Genomic DNA, 20793 nt, shown 5'->3' on the forward strand with positions numbered 1-20793 from the left:
TTGTTTGTTTAAATGTAGACGAAAACGAGTTATTGTCTACTTTTCTGTTGATGATTTCTAAAGAACAACTTGTACACAGCAAAAAAACCTCCGCCTAACATCGGGCGAAGGTTTTCTATAGTATATGTTTATTTTTTCGCTGGAACTTTTACATCCAGGTCATGATGGATATTCGTTGGAGGAATCTCTGGCTTGTACACTTGTCCTTGAGCAACAGGTTCTGCTACATATACAAAATCGCCTGTTCCATCCGGAGCGCTGCCTGTAGCCCACAATCCTTCACTGGATTCATTGCCTTCGGACAAGTCCCAGAATTTATAAGCTTCCGGTTGGGATTCCAGTTCTGCTTCTGGTGGGAAGGAAGCAGGAACAACTACTCCATTCTTCTCTTCCAATTCCTGAATTGCTGCCATCCATTGATACTGGTGATAACGATCCCGTGCTAGCATTTTACGGAACGTTGCACGAACGCCTTCATCTTTTGTCATATGATACAGTCTAGCAACCTGCAGTCTTCCTTGCGTCTCTGCATGGAGGTTGGAACGCATATCTGCAAGCAGATTACCGCTGGATACAATATAGTTACCGTTCCAAGGCACACCATTAGAGTTAGTCGGCAATCCGCCAAGACCGCTCACAATCAAATGTTGTGGGTTCATTCCGCCCATAATCGCTGCTGTTACTGGGTCCTTCGCAGCTTCTTCTTGATCTTCTGGTGAAGCTCCATCCAAGAGCTGGCTGATCATTGCACATAGCATTTCGACATGACCAATTTCTTCTGTCCCGATATCCATGAGCATATCTTTATATTTTTCCTCACCGCGACAATTAAATCCTTGGAACAAATATTGCATCATTACGGTCATTTCACCAAACTGCCCACCCAGAACTTCTTGCACCTGGCGTGCAAACAATGGATCTGGACGATCTACTTTCACTTCATACTGTAATTCTTTTTGATGACGAAACATGACTATCACTCCTCTTATTCTAGTTTTCGCAAACTTATATTTTGTATTTAAACCCTCTGATTCCAGACTAAACACAAGAAATTTTTACAAGTTTATTGCATCTCAACTGGAGTATTTAGATAGATTCGGAGTTTCGGGACGTAAAAAAGCAAGGTCCTCATAACGAACCTTGCTCACTATATACGACTATGATTACTCATCAAGGCACCCGCCGAACATCAGTTTGAGATCAGTCCGACGGCTAACTTCACTGTTACCTTAAGGAGTTATTGGTATGGACACTTCTAGGTTTTATAGTTTAAAACGTTCGATAATCTCCTTCATCTCATCAGCAATGCTTGATAAAGCTGCCGCAGAAGAAGCAACCTCTTCCATAGCTGCGAGCTGCTCTTCTGAAGCAGCGGATCCTTCCTGTGCTCCAGAAGCGATCTCACCAGATATAGTAAGAGCAATCTCAAACACTTCATTTACTTGATCCACAGCAGAATCCATCTGTTTAGATGCTACGGATACCGCCCCCATCTGCATTGCCACTTCCTGAATAGAGGCTAATATGGATCTAAAATGCTCGCCGGCCTCAGTAACCGTTGTAATCCCTTTATCTATCTCCTGCGAAGCAGAAGACATAGAAACAGATGCTTCCGTCGTACCCCGCTCCATATCATGCGTGAGCTGTGCTATGTCTGCTGCTGAGGCAGCAGACTGTTCCGCAAGCTCTTTCACCTCTTTAGCGACGACAGCAAAACCTCGTCCATGTTCCCCTGCTCTTGATGCTTCTATGGATGCATTTAGAGATAGAATATTGGTCTGCTTCGCTATATTCGTGATGATCTCAACAATCTGACGAATCTCCATCGTTTTGCTGCCAAGACCTTCAATCACTTCATTCAGGTTTGATGCAGAGATACCAATTTGCTTCATTTGAATACTTGCCTGCTCAATCTGCTCCATCCCTGCTTGAGATTCAGCCGATACTTGTTCGGTAGCGGAAGTGACGTCTTCTGCCTGAAGACTAATCTCTTTTATTCCCACTGACATGTCAGCAACTTGCTGCTTCGCTTCCCCAAGCACTTGATTGGAGTGTAGAATTCCGACAGCCGTTTGCTGCATAATGCTCGCTACCTGCTCTGTGGCACTCGTCGTCTGCTCTGAGCTAGCTGCCAGCTCCTGAGAGGACGATGCTAGCTGCTGAGAGGTATCATTTACTTCACCTAGGACGGACCGCAGAGATTTAGTCATCTTATTAAACCCTTCTGCAAGCAATCCATACTCATCCCGCTGTTTCACCGACAGGTCTATGGTCAAATCACCGCTTCCCACTGTTTTTGATGCGTGAACGAGTCCCCTAATCGGCTTATATAGACTTCGAATCATAGGAATCATAATGAGGATTCCTACAATGGAGGAAATCAAAAGCACAATGATCAGGGTTTTTAACATAGGTATAGACACTTTCTCATATTCATCAAGATCAAATTCCGCTATGATCTTCCACCCTGTTAAAGGTTGGTTTATAAAATAACCGCTTTTATTTTGACCTGATACAGAATACGTTAGTGATCCTTCTTCATTACTTACAATCTGATCAGACAAAAGTTCAATGGCACTGGATCCTGCCCCAAAGTGGGTATGGACGAGGTAGTTCCCCTTCTGGTCAACAAGATAGATGACCCCTTTTTCTCCAATCTTCATTCCGTTCACTGTAGAGGTGAGTGAGTTTAACCCCAGCTGAATACTAGCAACACCTTTACCATCTGATAAACGTTTTGCCAAAGTCACCACCACATTACCTGTTGAAGCTGATTTATATGGTGAGCTGATCACTGAATCACTCGTTCCCAATGCTTCTTTATACCAATCTGTCTCTTTTACTACCTCATCGTTACTAAGTGATGGTGATTTCATTTGTAATCCTGTTGCATCCGATACAATAAGTATGGATTCAATCTGTGGGTTGCTGTCTCTCATGTTATCTACCAGTTGCTGCACCGCAGGATTTCTATTTACAATCTGGGCTGTACTGGTTTGCATAGAGATCAAGTTGAGATTTGCTTTTTGATTGTCTAACAGTGACTCGATCTGTTTGCTGACGAGCAGCAAAGACTGTTTTCCCGTTTCCAAATCCGCTTGGCGGATCTCCTGATCTGCTGTTCGAAAGGAAAATACAGCGATAACAATACTAGGGATGAACAAAAAGAGGACAAACATAGAAATCAGTTTCACTCTTATCGACATCAAGCTTTTCTTTCGTTTTCCATTCAAAAAAACAACCCCCTTCTGCCTGAATCGTAATTACAATGAAATGAGTTCAGATGGTTCATCTGACCGAACATTACAAAAGTAATTTATATATCGGCATACTGGAGGCATTATTTTACGGGCTTTCATTCTCAAATATTACAAAGTATTGTATTTTTTAAATTCTTAGTAAACTAATTTGCGTTCCACATAATATAGAAACTTACTAAGCAGATACGTAAGTACGAAATAAATGAGGGCAGCAGTTAAATAAGGCTCCCATACGGCGTAATATTGTCCGCTCATCATCTGACTATAATACATAATCTCTGGTATCGCGATAATGGCAAGCAGGGAAGAATCCTTAACTAGAACAATAAACTCGTTACCAAAAGCAGGGATCATCCTTCTTATTGCTTGCGGAATAACAACGTGCTGCATCGTCTGAAATTTAGTCATTCCAAGAGAATAAGCTGCTTCCGTCTGCCCTTTGTCCAAGGACTGAATTCCTGCACGGTAGATTTCTGCTGTATAAGCGGCTGAGTTCAGTGTCATTGCCAAAATTCCCGCTACAATGGAATTAGAACTTCCGAGAATAAGAGGAACCAAACCAAAGTGAATGATCAGAATCTGCACATAAAAAGGCGTACCTCGAAAGAAATTAATGTATAGACTAGACGGCCACTGTAAATAAATTTTCGAGGAGATTTTACCCAAGGAGACAATGAACCCAAGTACCGCGCCTAACAAGATGGATACAATGGATAACCCGATCGTGATCAGCATTCCCTTCAGTATTAATGGAAGATATTCACTAATGATATCAAAGCGAAAATCCATACAAGCACTCCCTCTTCTTAACATAGAAAAGCATGTGCTGGCATCTTTGCTGACACATGCTTTCTGGTTGTTTACCGTTGTTTATGTTAATAAAAGTATCCGCCTTACTGCGAAGATTTGTTTATCTCCTCCTGTAAACGACTCATATCCGGCTCTTCACCAAACCATTTCTTATAAATTTCTGTATACTTGCCATTCTCTATTATTTTCTTGATGGCCGAATCAATCTGTGCTTTTAGCTCACTGCCTTTAGGAAACAAAATCCCATAGTACTCCGACACAAAGTTCTCCGGGTCTAGTACGGAGTCAAAGGGCTTGTTCGGGTTGTTCTTCATGTATTCCTGCACGATTGCTACATCGGCTACAACAGCATCTACCCCTCCGCCCTCCAGTTCCATAAGGGCAAGCGCATTGCTGTCTAATCTCTTCAGGTTGTTATTGTCTTTACCAATAATCTTCGTCATTAATGAATCGGCTGTGGTTGCACCCTGCACTGCTACTTTTTTGTCTGTTAAGTCCAGTGCGCTTGTAATACCAGCACCCTTATTAAACAAAATCATGTTTGTCGATTCAAAATAAGGCAAGGAATAGTCATATGTCTGCTTACGTTCTTCAGTAATGGATACACTGGAGATCCCCGCCTTATATTCCGTACCTTGCTGAACACTGGTTAACATTGCATCCCAGCCTGTATTGATCACTTCATGACTCATCCCTGCTTCTTCCATAACAGCAGCTACAAAATCAATATCAAATCCAGTAATCTTTCCTTTGTCCATAAATTCCATTGGCGCATATGCAGCATCGGTAGCAAGTTTCACGCTCTCAGTCACTTGATCATCGCCCCCTGTAACCGAAGCAGGACTTGCTTCCTTGCCGCAAGCAGATAACACAGCGATAATAAAGACAAGAAATATAACACCCAACTTTTTTATCATTACTAAACACCTCCGGAAATAGGATAATCACAAGCAGATTCTATCAATTATTGGTTAATTTAACAATTATTTTATTTGTATATGTTATATATAATGACACAAATAAAAAAGCACGATCCTACTCGTGCTTTTTCTAGCCTTACTTTTTAAGTCGTTCCAATTCTAACACCCATCTGGGTAATCCAGCGGCGGTAAGCTACAGACAGGAGATCTGCTTTGATAAACATCCAGTATATGGGTTGTTTACCACCCTTACTTTCGTTAGAATAAATACCAGTATCTTCATACCAACTCTCATTCATTTGATTAGCAGACAAATTACAAATTAGGACTACATTCCTGACAGGAGGATTTATTACTTCATGACTTTCACCAAACAGCCATCCAAAAACATGCAAAAACTGCTTACGGTACTCTTAGCTGCCGGTCTCGTTCTTACCCCAGCTGGGGCTTTCACCGAAACCACATATGCTGCTTCAGCTATGGTAACGAAACCCGCAAATATTGAAGTCGATTCACAGACAGTTACTTGGGAGTTCCCTCCTTTTGTGCAAAATGGAACAACCTTCGCCCCACTTAGACAAGCGGCAGCAGCCCTCAAAGGAAAAGTGAAATGGAACCAAAGCACACAAACGGTGCACATCGAGAACCACGGAGATCTCATCTCCCACCAGGCAGGAACAAACATCATCACCGTAAATAACGTCACGCTTACCTTACCTGCGAACTCCAAAAACATGTCCGGAACCCTGATGATCCCTCTGCGCTCTCTAACCGATGCCATGAAATCAACGCTTCAGCTAACCAATACATCAACACATATGAACATCGTACTGAAGTCCGACAAGGTCACAAAAATAAGTAAAGAGTCGGCCTCCATTGACTCCTATTTGCAAACAGCTGGGTTCTCCGGCATTGCACTTGTTGCAAATGAGGGAGAAGTTACGCTTCGCAAAGGATATGGCCTATCTAAAGAAAACCTACTAGTAAGACCCGATCAAAAATCACGAATTGCTTCTATTACGAAAGGATTTACATCAGCTGCCATCATGCAGCAAGTGGAAGCCGGCAAACTTTCGTTAACAGACAAGTTATCTAAATATGTGACCGGTATTGATCGTGGAGATGAAATTACATTGCATATGTTGCTGTCTCATACATCTGGCCTTCCTTCTAATTTCACAAGAGAAGAAGGAATAACGCTAGAGGATACCTTGAAGGAGATACGCACCAAAAAGCTGATGGCTGAACCTGGAGCTGAGTATCGCTACAGTAATAACGGATACATCTTATTAGCCCATATCCTTGAAAAAGTAACCGGAGAAGAATATGGTTCTTACTTACAGAAACATATGTTTACTCCGCTTGGAATGAAAGATACAGGTACGGCTGCAAAATCGACTAACACGATTAAGGGATTTGTAGATCAAAGTGGAAAATGGGTCACAGCGGATTATTACGTCTCCCAGTCTGGAACAGGTACACTCTATTCTACTGTGGATGACCTTCTAAAATGGGATCAAGCACTCAAGGACGGAAAAGTAGTCAGCGAAGCTTCTCTTAAGAGCATGTTCACTTCATATTCCGAGAAGAATTATGGTTATGGCTGGATGATCAGCGAAACTTCCAAAGGTCTTAACGTCTTCCATAACGGTTCAGGGACAGGTTATTCTACAGGTATTATGCGTGATCTAGGTAACGGAGTGACCATCATTCTACTTGGCAATCATGCCAGCATGGATACGATCAAGATGATGAATGAGATTCGTAAACAGGTAACTGAAGCAAAATAGAAGAAAAACGGACTTGCTGGTAATGCCCATACATGCACTCAAACCACCATCTATTTAAAGGGAGGGTTACCGTTGTCACTATTTGAGAACTCCTTTATTAGAACGAAGAATGAGCAGGATATGTTGATCCATGTCCGCACGGTCGCTAACCGGCACATCGAAGGGGCCAGACTTGCTGATGAGAAGAATGAGCTCAACTCCGCGCTGATCTCTGATCTGCTTACAGAAGGATATCACACCTATTCTGTACCGAACGAATATGGGGGCGCTCAGATTTCACTCTCCCTTTTCCTTATGTGTCAGGAGCAGATTGCTATGGTTGACGGGCCTGCTGCACTTGCCATCGGTTGGCATCACATCACGATGTTTAACCTTGGTTTTCAACGACACTGGACTGAAACTGTCTTTCAGTCCTTGTGTAACGATGTGATAAAGAAACAAGCACTGATCAATGCAGCCGACTCAGAGTCCGCAACAGGCAGCCCTTCCCGAGGAGGAAAACCGCAGACGAAAGCACGTAGCAACAATCACGGATATATTCTGAACGGCCGAAAAACTTTCGCTTCCTTATCTACTGCGCTTAGCTATTTTATCGTCTCTGCGACGGATGAGGACACTGGGGAGATCTCCGAGTATTTGATCCATAAAGACATGCCTGGGGTTTCTATTGAACCTACATGGAATATGGCCGGTATGAGGGGAACAGCAAGTCATGATCTGGTGCTAAAGGAAGTGCTGCTTCCTGAAATTGCACTTGTCTTCCATCGTCCACCGAAACCTACGGGTAGACCGAATGTGTATTTGCTTAACATTCCGGCTGTATATCTTGGAATTGCACAGGCTGCACGTAATGAAGCAGTTCGGTTTGCTGCGAGTTACCAGCCCAACAGCCTCACGCATCCCATTTTAGAACTCCCTCATATTCAGCAAAAACTAGGTCAGATTGAACTTGAACTGACCACAGCAAGACATTTTTTATACAGCGTTGCAGAACGCGTGGAGCGCCTGGGTCCTTCCCCTGCGAAAGAAGATTTGCAGCAGATTACACCCGATCTTGGAGCAGCGAAAGTATTCGCCATTCAGACCGCACTCTCCGTGGTAGATATAGCGATGCGCATCACTGGCGTTCATAGCCTTTCTATGACTAGTCCTTTGCAGCGATATTACCGGGATGTCCGGTTTGGACTTCACAATCCGCCGATGGATGACGTAGTTATCGGACAACTTGCAAAGCGGTTCATTACCGAACATTCATCTAGGATTGATGTGTAGATCAGTTTCATAAAGTAACCTACCGATGAATAGTCTACCTGCAGCAAAAAATCCTCCCAAATCCATAGCAGATTGGGAGGATTTTTTATATTTTCAGAATTATCATTCTACTAACTATAATTCTATTAACTATAAGTCTACTAACCATTCTTATTTATTCCTTCTTACCTCGTCTTTTTACACATATCTTTAGCCCATCTACCCTTCATTCGGCTGTCATTCCTATCCCTTATAGCTGTCCTGCCAACGAAGCAAGCGATTCTCTAACATCCGTACAACCGAATCAGATAATTTGCCCACAAGAGCGAAGATGGTTATCCCCACAAACATCACATCCGTTTGCATGAAAGAGCGCGCTTCTTGAATCATATAACCCACTCCTGTATCTGCTCCAAGTAACTCAGCAACAACAAGGCAAAGCCATGCGATACTTAGAGATAACCGAATTCCTAGGAGGATATTAGGGAGTGCAGCAGGAATGACCAGTTTCACAACTTGTGAGAATCGGCTGAACTCCATTACACGGGCGACATCGAATAATTTCGAGTCCACATTGCGAACGCCAAGGAAAGTGTTCACATAGAGCGGGAAGAAAGCACCCATCGAAATCAGCAATACTTTAGATAGTTCGCCAAAACCGAACCACATAATGAATAAAGGAGTAATTGCAAGCAGTGGAATCGTTCGAATCATTTGAACGGTTGGATTCAGTACTTCTTCAACAGGTCTGTACATGCCGACAAGCATTCCGAGTATTAACCCACTGCTTGCCCCAAATAAAAAGCCGAGCGAAGCCCTCACTACACTAATCCGCAGATGATGCGGTAACTCCCCAGAGCTTGTTAGATAAAAATACTGTTTTACAATCAGCCAAGGCGATGAGAACATCTGCTGTGAGATGGTACCCGTTCCGCTAAGTATTTGCCAAAGAGCAAGTATACCTATAGGAAGCAGTGCTCCTCGTAAAAAGAGTCTCCACTTACCTCCCATTCCCTTTCTAGGGTGCCTCTTTCCTATTTGTACAGACGGATTTTTTCGTAATGTCAGCGGTAAAGCCATCTTCACTTCGCCCCTTTGTTTCATAAATTTGTAGTGCTATCCCGGCTTAGATACTGTAAGCTTCTTGTTCTTCCCGATGATCGAGCTCTTCCAGTACATGCGTGCGCAGTTCTGTGAAAGCACGACTTGTTCTCTTACGAGGATAGGGCAGATCAATGGGAACAATCGATTTTATTCGTCCTGGGCGTCGGTCCATTACAACAACACGTGTTGATAAAAACACAGCTTCATCAATGTCATGCGTGACGAGGACCATTGCTGTTTTATTCGTTTGCCATATATCCAGCAGCGCTTCTTGCATATGCCCTCTAGTGAAAGCATCGAGTGCCCCAAATGGCTCATCCAACAGCAGCACTTCGGGTTTACGAAGGAGAGCTCTTGCGATAGCTACCCGCTGCGACATCCCGCCTGATAACTGCCGTGGATAGGATTTTTCAAAACCATTCAATTTAACCAGTTCAATCAGTCGCTGTACGTCATTCCTTACTTCTGAATTTTTGAGAGACAGATCAGCTGCGATATTTTTCTCCACATTCAGCCAAGGGAATAATCTCGGTTCCTGAAAAATAAATCCTTTCTCTTGAGAAGGACGCTCCACCCTTTTCCCTTTGAGCAGTACCTCTCCTTCATAATCCCGATCAAGCCCTGCAATAATTTTAAGCAAGGTACTTTTTCCGCATCCACTGGGTCCGATGACCGTAGTAAAGTCTCCTTCCTTCACAGACAAATCTATGGAATCCAGTACATGTGTATCGCCTTGCTCGCTTCGGAACGTTTTACTAACCTCATTAATTTCTAATATGTAGCTTAGTTCATCATTTAACATCTACAGTCCCTCCGATTCATTATCATTGTTCTTGATTTGCCGTACGGAACTTCTGTCCATAAAAAAAGAGATCCGACAGCACCTTATGTGCTTGCCGAATCTCTGGTGGTTCCAGTCAATTCGTAGTCCCTAAAACTTTGGGTCATCGTATAGGATTTGGCTCATCTTATCAGAGAAAAAAGGATCTTGTCAATACCCGATTATTTTAGTATGAATTAGTTTTATTAATAGTACATACAAAGAATAAAGTTACATTATTTTCTATATAAATAAAAATAAGGGTTGACAAGTTGGTTTGTAGACTGATAAGATTTGGTCCATCAAAGCAACACTATCTAGCTGAATCTACTGGACGACCAGTGATTTGGAGATCAAAGATCCTCTTTATGATCTCTCAAAATCCTGTCGTTCTTTTTTTTCGGCTAAATACTACTAAACAGGTGTGAATACATTGTAAAAGGAGGCTAGACCATCATGAATCAAACTGCCTATTTATCTCGTAGTTATGCACCAGTGAGAGAAGTCAAAGCAGGTGCCAGGCAATTACATCGCTTAGCGGAGGGAAGTCAACCTGAGCGGCCTTATACTTTATTTACGCTCAAACCTTTCGGTCCCTTGCTGGGAGCGGAAATCGAAGGTATCAATTTAGCAGTTCCCCTCAGTTCAGAATTAAAAGCAGAGCTGCATCATGCCTTTCTTGAATGGAAAGTTCTCTTCTTCCGTAATCAAGATATCACCAGTGAACAGCAAATTGCTTTTGCCAAAGAGTGGGGCGAACTCGAAAAACACCCTTTTCTACCCCAAGGAAATGCGGAGGAGATTACCCGTTTTGAGAAAAATGCCAATATGACAGGAAACGAAAATATTTGGCATACGGATGTATCCTGGCGTCAAGAACCTGCTCTTGGATCCGTCCTCCGCCTCTCTGAAGTTCCGGTTCTAGGTGGAGACACATTGTGGTGCGACATGGGAGCAGCCTACGATAATCTGCCTGACGAGATCAAAGAACGCATTGATGGTCTAACTGCTATACACGATTTCACCTCTACTTTTGGTCGCTTTCTTCCACCGGATGTGCTCAAAACGAAGCAAGCCGAATTCCGGCCCGCAGAACACCCTATCGTACGTACACATCCGGAGACAGGGAGAAAAACATTATTCGTAAACGCCATCTTTACGATTCGTATTGTTGGACTCGAAGAAGAGCAGAGCGAGCAACTTCTTAATTACCTATTCAGCCAGGCTCATATTCCCGAATATCAGATCCGCTTCCGCTGGGAGCCTAATTCAGTAGCCTTCTGGGATAACAGAGCAACCCAGCATTATGCTGTATCCGATTATTTTCCTAACCGCCGGGTAGCAGAGCGAGTATCGATAGCGGGAGATCGTCCTTTTTAGATCATTTTGAACCTTGCCGCAGTATTTCCGCATAACCACAAACTTTGGATGGGAGATGAAAAAATGAATCGTCGTTCTAGCAATAAATCCAAAATGGTTACACTCGTAACCGTTCTACTCATGGTGCTTACCGCTTGTAGTAATGAGAAAGGAGTTTCCCCATCCATTAGTGGATCTGTAGATGCTGCTGCAGGGAATACATCAGCCGAAGTAACTGTTCATATTGCTCGCCTTGGAGGAATCAGTCCTCTTCTGATTGCAGAGGAAAAAGGATGGATTGATGAGGCCTTCGCAGAGAAAGGCGCCAAAGTAGAGTGGAGTAATTTCACGAGCGGTCCTCCTATATTGGAAGCCCTTGTATCTAATCGGATAGACCTCTCTTCTATGGGTGACGGAGCAGTGATCACTGGCTTAGCCAATCAGTTACCTTTTGAAATTATCGGACTATTAGGTGATGGAAAAGATTTAAATACTTTGATTGTTCCTATAAATAGCACGATCTCCTCTGTTGCCGATTTAAAAGGTAAAACGATCGGTGTTGCCAAGGGCACGACCAGCCATGTGTATTTAATCAAAATATTGCAGTCCATCGGTCTATCACAGGATGATGTTAAACAGATCAATCTGCAAGCAGATGATGCTTTAGCTGCTTTTGAGACAGGACAACTGGATGCTTGGATAACCCTTGATCCTTATGTAACGTTAAGTGTTGATCAGAAAAAAGCAAAAATCATTGAAGTGAAAGGCGAATTCCTCGCTCCTCTATCCATGATCGCTAGAACTGGTTTTGCCAAGGAACATCCAGAGCTCGTTACCGAGTATCTAAAGGTGTACCAAAAGACGCTCGACTGGCAGCGCGATAACCTTGACGAAGCTGCTGCTATTTATGAGAAATATTCTAAAATGCCTGCTTCTGTCATCAAGACGGTGCTAGAGCGAAGTGCCAATCAACTCTCCGCCTATACGCCTGAGGCTATACAAGCTCATGAGGCATCCTCAGAAATACTACTGAACAATAAATTTTTGAAAAAGAAGCCTGAGTTTGCAAAAGCAATTAACAATACCTTTGTTGAAGCACTGAATTAAATGAACTCTATCCTCATCTGTTTTAGTCCGAATGCTTAGAGTATAAAAGGCGCTAGAGTACTTAGAGTTACTGTGTCTCTATCTGGTCACTATCGTAAGTAGACGGGCATTAATTCTGTAAATTGTAAATTATATAATGCTATCTCTATCCTGCTTTTGACAGATCTCGTACGCCTCGTATTGTTATTGTATCTGTCCCTTATTGTAGGAAAACCATTATGGCGGGAGACCGCATACCAAGGAGGAGTTTATTCATGAATAATGTTACCCAAAACCAGGTAGTTCAGCTTGAAATCGTACCGGTAGCCGGAAGAATTGGAGCGGAAGTGAGAGGTATTGATTTATCAGAGGATCTCTTCCCTGCGGTCGTTGAATCCATACAAGAAGCTCTGCTCAGATATAAAGTCCTCTTCTTCAGGGATCAACATCAACTAGATGATGAGGGGCAAGAGCGCTTTGCCAAACTTTTAGGAGAGCTGTATGCACATCCCACTGTACCCGTAAAAGACGGAACACGAGCTGTACTTGAGCTGGATTCTGCTCATGGAGGTCGTGCTAACGCTTGGCACACAGATGTAACCTTTGTTGATGCTTATCCCAAAGCATCCATTCTGCGATCAGTAGTGATTCCTCCTGCTGGAGGGGACACGGTATGGGCCAACACGGCAGCCGCCTATGAAGATTTATCTCCTGAATTAAAAGAGCTGGCAGGCAGCCTTCGGGCAATTCACTCCAACGTTTTTGATTATGCAGCACCTGCACAAAAAGAAGTCGCAGGAGAGCAAACGCAGCGAAAGAACAATGTTTTTGCTGCAACGGTATATCAAACCGAGCATCCCGTGGTAAGAGTTCATCCCGAAACAGGGGAACGTCACTTGCTATTAGGGCAATTTGTAAGAAGAATATCGGGGCTCAGAACTGCAGATTCCGATCGAATCATCAATATTTTACAAGAGCACGTCACTAGACTTGAAAATACAGTTCGCTGGCGCTGGGCAGTGGGTGATGTGGTAGTTTGGGATAACCGAGCAACACAACATTATGCAATTAATGACTATGGTGATGAGCACCGTGTGGTACGGCGTGTTACCATTGCTGGCGATATACCGATTGGTATCGATGGTCGTAGAAGCATAACGCTCCAGCCAAAAAAAGAACAAGCAGAATAGTTCCTACTTGTTCTTGACTAATATAGTAATAATAAAAAAACCCCTTCGCGAAAGCGAAGGGGTTTACTGTGAAGCGGGTGATGGGAATCGAACCCACGCTATCAGCTTGGAAGGCTGAAGTTCTACCATTGAACTACACCCGCGTAAAAATATCGGGATGACACGATTTGAACATGCGACCCCCTGGACCCAAACCAGGTGCTCTGCCAAGCTGAGCTACATCCCGTTATTTAAATGGCGCGCCCTGAGAGATTCGAACTCCCGGCCTTTTGATTCGTAGTCAAACGCTCTATCCAGCTGAGCTAAGGGCGCAAATATGATTGGAGCGGACGACGGGAATCGAACCCGCGACCCTCGCCTTGGCAAGGCGATGCTCTACCGCTGAGCCACGTCCGCAAAATATATGGTGCGGTCGAGAGGACTCGAACCTCCACGGGGGTTAGCCCACACGGACCTGAACCGTGCGCGTCTGCCAATTCCGCCACGACCGCATATATATTAAAGTGAGCCATGAAGGGCTCGAACCTTCGACACCCTGATTAAAAGTCAGGTGCTCTACCAACTGAGCTAATGGCTCGTACTAAAAAATGGCTGGGGATATAGGATTTGAACCTATGCATGACGGAGTCAAAGTCCGTTGCCTTACCGCTTGGCTAATCCCCAACAGTGATAAGGTTTAAAAATGGGGCGATCGATGGGACTTGAACCCACGAATGCCGGAGCCACAGACCGGTGCGTTAACCCCTTCGCCACGACCGCCATATAAATAATGACTTTAAAAATAAATCTGGTGGAGGATGATGGATTCGAACCACCGAACCCGTAAGGGAGCAGATTTACAGTCTGATGCGTTTGGCCACTTCGCTAATCCTCCATAATAAAACTGGTGCCGGCGAGAGGACTTGAACCCCCAACCTACTGATTACAAGTCAGTTGCTCTACCAGTTGAGCTACACCGGCTAAATGATTACGATATATCATACTTCATATAACTGGAGTTAAGATAAAAGTGGCGGAACTGACGGGATTCGAACCCGCGATCTCCTGCGTGACAGGCAGGCATGTTAGGCCTCTACACCACAGTTCCAGGTATTACAATTGCGGGGGCAGGATTTGAACCTGCGACCTTCGGGTTATGAGCCCGACGAGCTACCGAGCTCCCACCCCGCGATATTTGATATGGTGGAGATTGAGGGGATCGAACCCCCGACCCTCTGCTTGTAAGGCAGATGCTCTCCCAGCTGAGCTAAATCTCCATATAAAGTGACCCGTAGGGGATTCGAACCCCTGTTACCTCCGTGAAAGGGAGGTGTCTTAACCCCTTGACCAACGGGCCTTACTGTATTAAACATTCTAGAAAATTCGCAACGGAGAAAGAGGGATTCGAACCCTCGAGACGCTTGTGACGCCTACACGATTTCCAATCGTGCTCCTTCGGCCAGCTCGGACACTTCTCCAGAAATGGCTCCCCGAACAGGGCTCGAACCTGTGACAACTCGATTAACAGTCGAGTGCTCTACCAACTGAGCTATCAGGGAATATTGGTGGAGCCAAGCGGGATCGAACCGCTGACCTCCTGCGTGCAAGGCAGGCGCTCTCCCAGCTGAGCTATGGCCCCATAATGGAATTATGAATTTGAATGGTGGGCCCTAGTGGACTCGAACCACCGACCTCACCCTTATCAGGGGTGCGCTCTAACCAGCTGAGCTAAGGGCCCTCATCGTTAATTGTAACGATCAGGCAAAAAAATAACCCAAAAGGGTATTCGCTTGGCGACGTCCTACTCTCCCAGGACCCTGCGGTCCAAGTACCATCGGCGCTGGAGGGCTTAACGGTCGTGTTCGGGATGGGTACGTGTGGAACCCCTCCGCTATCGCCACCAAACGAGCATTTGTGAAACAAATGCGATCCGCGTTGGTTTTGGTACATCACTATAAAGTGTGTATAAAAAAACCAATAGCGTATTCAAGGTTTTGCTCCCTGAAAACTAGATACGAAACAATCTTTGCGATTTATATTTAGGATAAGCCCTCGACCGATTAGTACTGGTCAGCTCCATGCATTGCCGCACTTCCACCCCCAGCCTATCTACCTCGTCGTCTTCAAGGGGTCTTACTAATTGGGAAATCTCATCTTGAGGTGGGCTTCGCGCTTAGATGCTTTCAGCGCTTATCCCTTCCATACATAGCTACCCAGCGATGCTCCTGGCGGAACAACTGGTACACCAGCGGTATGTCCATCCCGGTCCTCTCGTACTAAGGACAGCTCCTCTCAAATTTCCTACGCCCACGACAGATAGGGACCGAACTGTCTCACGACGTTCTGAACCCAGCTCGCGTACCGCTTTAATGGGCGAACAGCCCAACCCTTGGGACCTACTTCAGCCCCAGGATGCGATGAGCCGACATCGAGGTGCCAAACCTCCCCGTCGATGTGGACTCTTGGGGGAGATAAGCCTGTTATCCCCAGGGTAGCTTTTATCCGTTGAGCGATGGCCCTTCCATGCGGTACCACCGGATCACTAAGCCCGACTTTCGTCCCTGCTCGACTTGTAGGTCTCGCAGTCAAGCTCCCTTGTGCCTTTACACTCTGCGAATGATTTCCAACCATTCTGAGGGAACCTTTGGGCGCCTCCGTTACTCTTTAGGAGGCGACCGCCCCAGTCAAACTGCCCACCTGACACTGTCCTCGCACCGGATCACGGTACCAAGTTAGAACCTAGATACGATCAGGGTGGTATCCCAACGTTGCCTCCACACAAGCTGGCGCTCATGCTTCTTAGGCTCCCACCTATCCTGTACAGATCGTACCCAAATCCAATATCAAGTCGCAGTAAAGCTCCATGGGGTCTTTCCGTCTTGTCGCGGGTAACCTGCATCTTCACAGGTATTAAAATTTCACCGGATCTCTCGTTGAGACAGCGCCCAAGTCGTTACGCCATTCGTGCGGGTCAGAATTTACCTGACAAGGAATTTCGCTACCTTAGGACCGTTATAGTTACGGCCGCCGTTTACTGGGGCTTCGGTTCATAGCTTCGGGACTAATCCCTAACCACTCCCCTTAACCTTCCAGCACCGGGCAGGCGTCAGCCCGTATACTTCGCCTTGCGGCTTCGCACAGACCTGTGTTTTTGCTAAACAGTCGCTTGGGCCTTTTCACTGCGACCCCCTCGTGCTATTCACACTACCGGGGTACCCCTTCTCCCGAAGTTACGGGGTCATTTTGCCGAGTTCCTTAACGAGAGTTCTTCCGCGCGCCTTAGAATTCTCTTCTCACCTACCTGTGTCGGTTTACGGTACGGGCACCTTCATCTGGCTAGAGGCTTTTCTTGGCAGTCTGAGATCATGACCTTCGCTACTGTAATTTTCACTCCCCATCACAGCCCAGCCTTAATGATGTGCGGATTTGCCTACACATCAGCCTCACTGCTTGGACAGACATCCATCAGTCTGCGTCACTACCCTACTGCGTCCCCCCATCGCTCGTAACGATTTACGGTGGTACAGGAATTTCGACCTGTTGTCCTTCGACTACGCCTTTCGGCCTCGCCTTAGGTCCCGACTTACCCTGAGCGGACGAGCCTTCCTCAGGAACCCTTAGGTTTTCGGCGGATCAGATTCTCACTGATCTTTTCGTTACTCATACCGGCATTCTCACTTGTATGCAGTCCAGCAGTCCTTCCGGTCTACCTTCAACCCGGCATACAACGCTCCCCTACCCCTGATACATAGTATCAAGCCATAGCTTCGGTGGTGTGTTTAGCCCCGTTACATTTTCGGCGCAGAGTCACTCGACCAGTGAGCTATTACGCACTCTTTAAATGGTGGTCGCTTCTAAGCCAACATCCTGGTTGTCTGTGCAACTCCACATCCTTTCCCACTTAACACACACTTGGGGACCTTAGCTGATGGTCTGGGCTGTTTCCCTCTTGACAATGGATCTTAGCACTCACTGTCTGACTCCCGGAATACAAGTCTATGGCATTCGGAGTTTGACTGAGCTTGGTAACCCTTGCGGGCCCCGCACCCAATCAGTGCTCTACCTCCACGACTTACTTGTTCCGAGGCTAGCCCTAAAGCTATTTCGGGGAGAACCAGCTATCTCCGAGTTCGATTGGAATTTCTCCGCTACCCCCACCTCATCCCCGCACTTTTCAACGTGCGTGGGTTCGGGCCTCCAGTGCGTGTTACCGCACCTTCACCCTGGACAGGGGTAGATCACACGGTTTCGGGTCTACGTCCACGTACTATGTCGCCCTATTCAGACTCGCTTTCGCAGCGCGCTACGGCTTTTCACCTTAACCTTGCACGGGAACGTAACTCGCCGGTTCATTCTACAAAAGGCACGCCATCACCCCTAAAACGGGCTCTGACTTTTTGTAAGCACACGGTTTCAGGTTCTATTTCACTCCCCTTCCGGGGTGCTTTTCACCTTTCCCTCACGGTACTGTTTCACTATCGGTCGCTAGGGAGTATTTAGCCTTGGCAGATGGTCCTGCCGGATTCATAGAGGTTTCACGTGCCTCGCACTACTCGGGATCCGTCTCGGAGGGAACAGACTTTTGACTACAGGGCTTTTACCTTCTCTGGCGGGCCTTTCCAGACCTCTTCAACTAATCGGTTCCTTTGTAACTCCATGTGAGACGTCCCACAACCCCAACCAGCAAGCTGATTGGTTTGGGCTAATCCGCGTTCGCTCGCCGCTACTGACGGAATCACTATTGTTTTCTCTTCCTCAGGGTACTTAGATGTTTCAGTTCCCCTGGTCTGCCTTCAACTACCCTATGTATTCAGGTAGAGATAACTATCCATTACGATAGCTGGGTTTCCCCATTCGGACATCCCCGGATCAAAGCTTGCGTACAGCTCCCCGAGGCAGTATCGTTGTTCGCCACGTCCTTCATCGGCTCCTAGCGCCTAGGCATCCTCCGTGTGCTCTTAATAGCTTAACCATATGCTCATTTTTGAATGATTCACTCCGGTTGGCATTCGCCAAAAGTCGTTCATCATTCAAAAATTTCGCTATGCAATCTATTAATCTTCACTTGTTTAACACAAGTTCAGCTTAAAGGATATTTCTAAAATCGCAAAATTGTTTCGTTATCTAGTTTTCAAGGAACAAAGCTGTTTCACTGAAACAGCGATCATGGAATTTTGGTCTAACACAAACTGTGTAGATAAAATTACATGACTTGATTTTGAGAGATTAAACTCTCAAAACTGAACAACGAGTGAGTGTTTACTTTGCTTTCACAAAGTGGTCCGTCGACTTTCGTCGTACGTATATTTGAATGTTTCCATTGCAGGAAACAATTCTCCATAGAAAGGAGGTGATCCAGCCGCACCTTCCGATACGGCTACCTTGTTACGACTTCACCCCAATCATCTACCCCACCTTCGACGGCTGGCTCCTTGCGGTTACCCCACCGGCTTCGGGTGTTGTAAACTCTCGTGGTGTGACGGGCGGTGTGTACAAGACCCGGGAACGTATTCACCGCGGCATGCTGATCCGCGATTACTAGCAATTCCGACTTCATGCAGGCGAGTTGCGGCCTGCAATCCGAACTGAGACCGGCTTTTAAGGATTTGCTCCACCTCGCGGCTTTGTTTGCCCGTTGTACCGGCCATTGTAGTACGTGTGTAGCCCAGGTCATAAGGGGCATGATGATTTGACGTCATCCCCACCTTCCTCCGGTTTGTCACCGGCAGTCACCTTAGAGTGCCCAGCTTTACCTGCTGGCAACTAAGATCAAGGGTTGCGCTCGTTGCGGGACTTAACCCAACATCTCACGACACGAGCTGACGACAACCATGCACCACCTGTCTCCTCTGTCCCGAAGGAAAGGTCTATCTCTAGACCGGTCAGAGGGATGTCAAGACCTGGTAAGGTTCTTCGCGTTGCTTCGAATTAAACCACATACTCCACTGCTTGTGCGGGTCCCCGTCAATTCCTTTGAGTTTCAGTCTTGCGACCGTACTCCCCAGGCGGAATGCTTAATGTGTTAACTTCGGCACCAAGGTATCGAAACCCCTAACACCTAGCATTCATCGTTTACGGCGTGGACTACCAGGGTATCTAATCCTGTTTGCTCCCCACGCTTTCGCGCCTCAGCGTCAGTTACAGCCCAGAAAGTCGCCTTCGCCACTGGTGTTCCTCCACATCTCTACGCATTTCACCGCTACACGTGGAATTCCACTTTCCTCTTCTGTACTCAAGTTACCCAGTTTTGGGTGCGACCCGAGGTTGAGCCCCGGGATTAAACACCCAACTTAAATAACCGCCTGCGCGCGCTTTACGCCCAATAATTCCGGACAACGCTTGCCCCCTACGTATTACCGCGGTCTGGCACGTAGTTAGCCGGGGCTTTCTTCTCAGGTACCGTCACTCCTTGAGCAGTTACTCTCAAGGACGTTCTTCCCTGGCAACAGAGCTTTACGATCCGAAAACCTTCATCACTCACGCGGCGTTGCTCCGTCAGACTTTCGTCCATTGCGGAAGATTCCCTACTCGCCGCCTCCCGTAGGAGTCTGGGCCGTGTCTCAGTCCCAGTGTGGCCGATCACCCTCTCAGGTCGGCTACGCATCGTCGCCTTGGTAGGCCTTTACCCCACCAACTAGCTAATGCGCCGCAGGCCCATCCACAAGTGACAGATTGCTCCGTCTTTCTTTCTTCTCTCATGCGAGAGAAGAACCTATCCGGTATTAGCTACCGTTTCCGGTAGTTATCCCAGTCTTATGGGCAGGTTGCCTACGTGTTACTCACCCGTCCGCCGCTAAGTTTCAGAGAAGCAAGCTTCTCATTGACTCCGCTCGACTTGCATGTATTAGGCACGCCGCCAGCGTTCGTCCTGAGCCAGGATCAAACTCTCCAATAAAGTTATTGAAAAGAGCGATATGCTCATTTAGAAAATGCTGACGAGAACTTAAAAGTTCTCTATTCAATTTGTTATGACCAACAAATTGAATTTTGTATCAATTCACTCACGAGTTTCACTTACGTAAAACTCCTCGTTGTTCAGTTTTCAAAGATCAATCTCGTTAACAACTTTCGCTGTCAACAACTTTTATATCATATCATGTCCGGTTCAGAATTGCAAGCTTTTTTTTCGAAGTTTTTTCAACTTCGTTTTACGAAGCAGGTTATTCAGTGTGTTGCTTACTGGCTAACTTCTTGGCCGGAATTAGAATATACCATGCTGATATT

The 20793-nt window shown here is 45.9% G+C and carries 11 protein-coding genes, 18 tRNA genes and 3 rRNA genes; 5 read left to right on the forward strand and 27 right to left on the reverse strand.

Going from position 1 to position 20793, the window contains the following annotated elements:
- Nucleotides 1-128: 128 nt before the first annotated feature.
- The 4 genes from ACWPWY_RS17675 to ACWPWY_RS17690 all read right to left on the reverse strand — a co-directional run bounded on the left by ACWPWY_RS17675 (nt 129) and on the right by ACWPWY_RS17690 (nt 4987).
- On the reverse strand, nt 129-971 hold the full coding sequence (locus tag ACWPWY_RS17675) for a manganese catalase family protein (protein WP_454193025.1): 843 nt from the start codon (nt 969-971) through the stop codon (nt 129-131).
- A gap of 291 nt (nt 972-1262) precedes the next feature.
- Nucleotides 1263-3233, reverse strand: coding sequence for a methyl-accepting chemotaxis protein (locus tag ACWPWY_RS17680; protein WP_454193026.1), 1971 nt, complete (start codon nt 3231-3233; stop codon nt 1263-1265).
- 162 nt (nt 3234-3395) lie between these two features.
- Complete coding sequence (locus ACWPWY_RS17685) at nt 3396-4049, reverse strand: amino acid ABC transporter permease (RefSeq protein ID WP_454193027.1); 654 nt, start codon at nt 4047-4049, stop codon at nt 3396-3398.
- 104 nt (nt 4050-4153) lie between these two features.
- The gene (locus ACWPWY_RS17690; RefSeq protein ID WP_454193028.1) at nt 4154-4987 is read right to left on the reverse strand and encodes a basic amino acid ABC transporter substrate-binding protein; all 834 of its coding nucleotides are present in this window, start codon (nt 4985-4987) and stop codon (nt 4154-4156) included.
- Between the two features lie 362 nt (nt 4988-5349).
- On the opposite strand from ACWPWY_RS17690, the gene ACWPWY_RS17695 reads away from it, so the two are divergent.
- A complete protein-coding gene (locus ACWPWY_RS17695; RefSeq protein ID WP_454193029.1) occupies nt 5350-6780 on the forward strand; it encodes a serine hydrolase in 1431 nt (476 codons plus the stop codon).
- Nucleotides 6781-6852: 72 nt separating this feature from the next.
- Nucleotides 6853-8052 carry an acyl-CoA dehydrogenase family protein gene (locus tag ACWPWY_RS17700; RefSeq protein ID WP_454193030.1) on the forward strand — a complete coding sequence of 400 codons (1200 nt, stop codon included), beginning with the start codon at nt 6853-6855 and terminating at the stop codon, nt 8050-8052.
- Between the two features lie 222 nt (nt 8053-8274).
- Here ACWPWY_RS17700 and ACWPWY_RS17705 read toward each other — a convergent pair whose 3' ends face one another.
- Nucleotides 8275-9111 (reverse strand): ABC transporter permease, encoded by an 837-nt coding sequence (locus ACWPWY_RS17705; protein WP_454193031.1) that lies wholly within the window; start codon nt 9109-9111, stop codon nt 8275-8277.
- A gap of 46 nt (nt 9112-9157) precedes the next feature.
- On the reverse strand, nt 9158-9937 hold the full coding sequence (locus ACWPWY_RS17710) for an ABC transporter ATP-binding protein (protein ID WP_454193032.1): 780 nt from the start codon (nt 9935-9937) through the stop codon (nt 9158-9160).
- Nucleotides 9938-10411: 474 nt separating this feature from the next.
- On the opposite strand from ACWPWY_RS17710, the gene ACWPWY_RS17715 reads away from it, so the two are divergent.
- The 3 genes from ACWPWY_RS17715 to ACWPWY_RS17725 all read left to right on the forward strand — a co-directional run bounded on the left by ACWPWY_RS17715 (nt 10412) and on the right by ACWPWY_RS17725 (nt 13590).
- Nucleotides 10412-11335 carry a TauD/TfdA dioxygenase family protein gene (locus tag ACWPWY_RS17715; protein WP_454193033.1) on the forward strand — a complete coding sequence of 308 codons (924 nt, stop codon included), beginning with the start codon at nt 10412-10414 and terminating at the stop codon, nt 11333-11335.
- A 63-nt stretch (nt 11336-11398) separates the two neighbouring features.
- On the forward strand, nt 11399-12421 hold the full coding sequence (locus ACWPWY_RS17720; protein ID WP_454193034.1) for an ABC transporter substrate-binding protein: 1023 nt from the start codon (nt 11399-11401) through the stop codon (nt 12419-12421).
- Between the two features lie 254 nt (nt 12422-12675).
- Nucleotides 12676-13590 (forward strand): TauD/TfdA dioxygenase family protein, encoded by a 915-nt coding sequence (locus ACWPWY_RS17725; protein ID WP_454193035.1) that lies wholly within the window; start codon nt 12676-12678, stop codon nt 13588-13590.
- 72 nt (nt 13591-13662) lie between these two features.
- On the opposite strand, the gene ACWPWY_RS17730 is transcribed toward ACWPWY_RS17725, so the two are convergent.
- The 21 genes from ACWPWY_RS17730 to ACWPWY_RS17830 form a co-directional block, all read right to left on the reverse strand.
- A tRNA-Gly gene (locus ACWPWY_RS17730) sits at nt 13663-13733 on the reverse strand.
- Nucleotides 13734-13742: 9 nt separating this feature from the next.
- Nucleotides 13743-13816, reverse strand: a tRNA-Pro gene (locus ACWPWY_RS17735).
- Nucleotides 13817-13825: 9 nt separating this feature from the next.
- A tRNA-Arg gene (locus ACWPWY_RS17740) sits at nt 13826-13902 on the reverse strand.
- A 9-nt stretch (nt 13903-13911) separates the two neighbouring features.
- Nucleotides 13912-13986, reverse strand: a tRNA-Gly gene (locus ACWPWY_RS17745).
- Between the two features lie 8 nt (nt 13987-13994).
- Nucleotides 13995-14081, reverse strand: a tRNA-Leu gene (locus ACWPWY_RS17750).
- Nucleotides 14082-14094: 13 nt separating this feature from the next.
- A tRNA-Lys gene (locus tag ACWPWY_RS17755) sits at nt 14095-14167 on the reverse strand.
- Nucleotides 14168-14178: 11 nt separating this feature from the next.
- Nucleotides 14179-14253: transfer RNA gene (locus ACWPWY_RS17760), tRNA-Gln, on the reverse strand.
- 20 nt (nt 14254-14273) lie between these two features.
- Nucleotides 14274-14349, reverse strand: a tRNA-His gene (locus ACWPWY_RS17765).
- 29 nt (nt 14350-14378) lie between these two features.
- Nucleotides 14379-14464: transfer RNA gene (locus ACWPWY_RS17770), tRNA-Tyr, on the reverse strand.
- 10 nt (nt 14465-14474) lie between these two features.
- Nucleotides 14475-14550 (reverse strand) — tRNA-Thr (locus ACWPWY_RS17775).
- A 50-nt stretch (nt 14551-14600) separates the two neighbouring features.
- Nucleotides 14601-14677, reverse strand: a tRNA-Asp gene (locus tag ACWPWY_RS17780).
- Nucleotides 14678-14688: 11 nt separating this feature from the next.
- Nucleotides 14689-14760: transfer RNA gene (locus ACWPWY_RS17785), tRNA-Met, on the reverse strand.
- A gap of 10 nt (nt 14761-14770) precedes the next feature.
- Nucleotides 14771-14846, reverse strand: a tRNA-Val gene (locus tag ACWPWY_RS17790).
- 8 nt (nt 14847-14854) lie between these two features.
- Nucleotides 14855-14926: transfer RNA gene (locus ACWPWY_RS17795), tRNA-Glu, on the reverse strand.
- Between the two features lie 32 nt (nt 14927-14958).
- Nucleotides 14959-15047 (reverse strand) — tRNA-Ser (locus ACWPWY_RS17800).
- Between the two features lie 5 nt (nt 15048-15052).
- Nucleotides 15053-15128: transfer RNA gene (locus ACWPWY_RS17805), tRNA-Asn, on the reverse strand.
- A gap of 4 nt (nt 15129-15132) precedes the next feature.
- Nucleotides 15133-15208, reverse strand: a tRNA-Ala gene (locus ACWPWY_RS17810).
- Nucleotides 15209-15230: 22 nt separating this feature from the next.
- Nucleotides 15231-15307: transfer RNA gene (locus tag ACWPWY_RS17815), tRNA-Ile, on the reverse strand.
- Between the two features lie 50 nt (nt 15308-15357).
- Nucleotides 15358-15474: ribosomal RNA gene (rrf, locus tag ACWPWY_RS17820) — 5S ribosomal RNA — on the reverse strand.
- Nucleotides 15475-15609: 135 nt separating this feature from the next.
- Nucleotides 15610-18541 (reverse strand): 23S ribosomal RNA (locus ACWPWY_RS17825).
- 371 nt (nt 18542-18912) lie between these two features.
- Nucleotides 18913-20464 (reverse strand): 16S ribosomal RNA (locus ACWPWY_RS17830).
- The 16S, 23S and 5S rRNA genes sit together here with 18 tRNA genes alongside, the layout of an rRNA operon.
- Between the last annotated feature and the right edge of the window lie 329 nt (nt 20465-20793).

The organism is Paenibacillus sp. Marseille-Q7038 (genome assembly GCF_965111595.1).

What these genes read in the sequence shown, in the direction of transcription:
- ACWPWY_RS17675 (WP_454193025.1), bottom strand. Translation starts at nt 971, where the DNA reads ATGTTTCGTCATCAAAAAGAATTACAGTATGAAGTGAAAGTAGATCGT.
- ACWPWY_RS17685 (WP_454193027.1), bottom strand. Translation starts at nt 4,049, where the DNA reads ATGGATTTTCGCTTTGATATCATTAGTGAATATCTTCCATTAATACTG.
- ACWPWY_RS17690 (WP_454193028.1), bottom strand. Translation starts at nt 4,987, where the DNA reads ATGATAAAAAAGTTGGGTGTTATATTTCTTGTCTTTATTATCGCTGTG.
- ACWPWY_RS17695 (WP_454193029.1), top strand. Translation starts at nt 5,350, where the DNA reads ATGACTTTCACCAAACAGCCATCCAAAAACATGCAAAAACTGCTTACG.
- ACWPWY_RS17705 (WP_454193031.1), bottom strand. Translation starts at nt 9,111, where the DNA reads ATGGCTTTACCGCTGACATTACGAAAAAATCCGTCTGTACAAATAGGA.
- ACWPWY_RS17710 (WP_454193032.1), bottom strand. Translation starts at nt 9,937, where the DNA reads ATGTTAAATGATGAACTAAGCTACATATTAGAAATTAATGAGGTTAGT.
- ACWPWY_RS17715 (WP_454193033.1), top strand. Translation starts at nt 10,412, where the DNA reads ATGAATCAAACTGCCTATTTATCTCGTAGTTATGCACCAGTGAGAGAA.
- ACWPWY_RS17720 (WP_454193034.1), top strand. Translation starts at nt 11,399, where the DNA reads ATGAATCGTCGTTCTAGCAATAAATCCAAAATGGTTACACTCGTAACC.
- ACWPWY_RS17725 (WP_454193035.1), top strand. Translation starts at nt 12,676, where the DNA reads ATGAATAATGTTACCCAAAACCAGGTAGTTCAGCTTGAAATCGTACCG.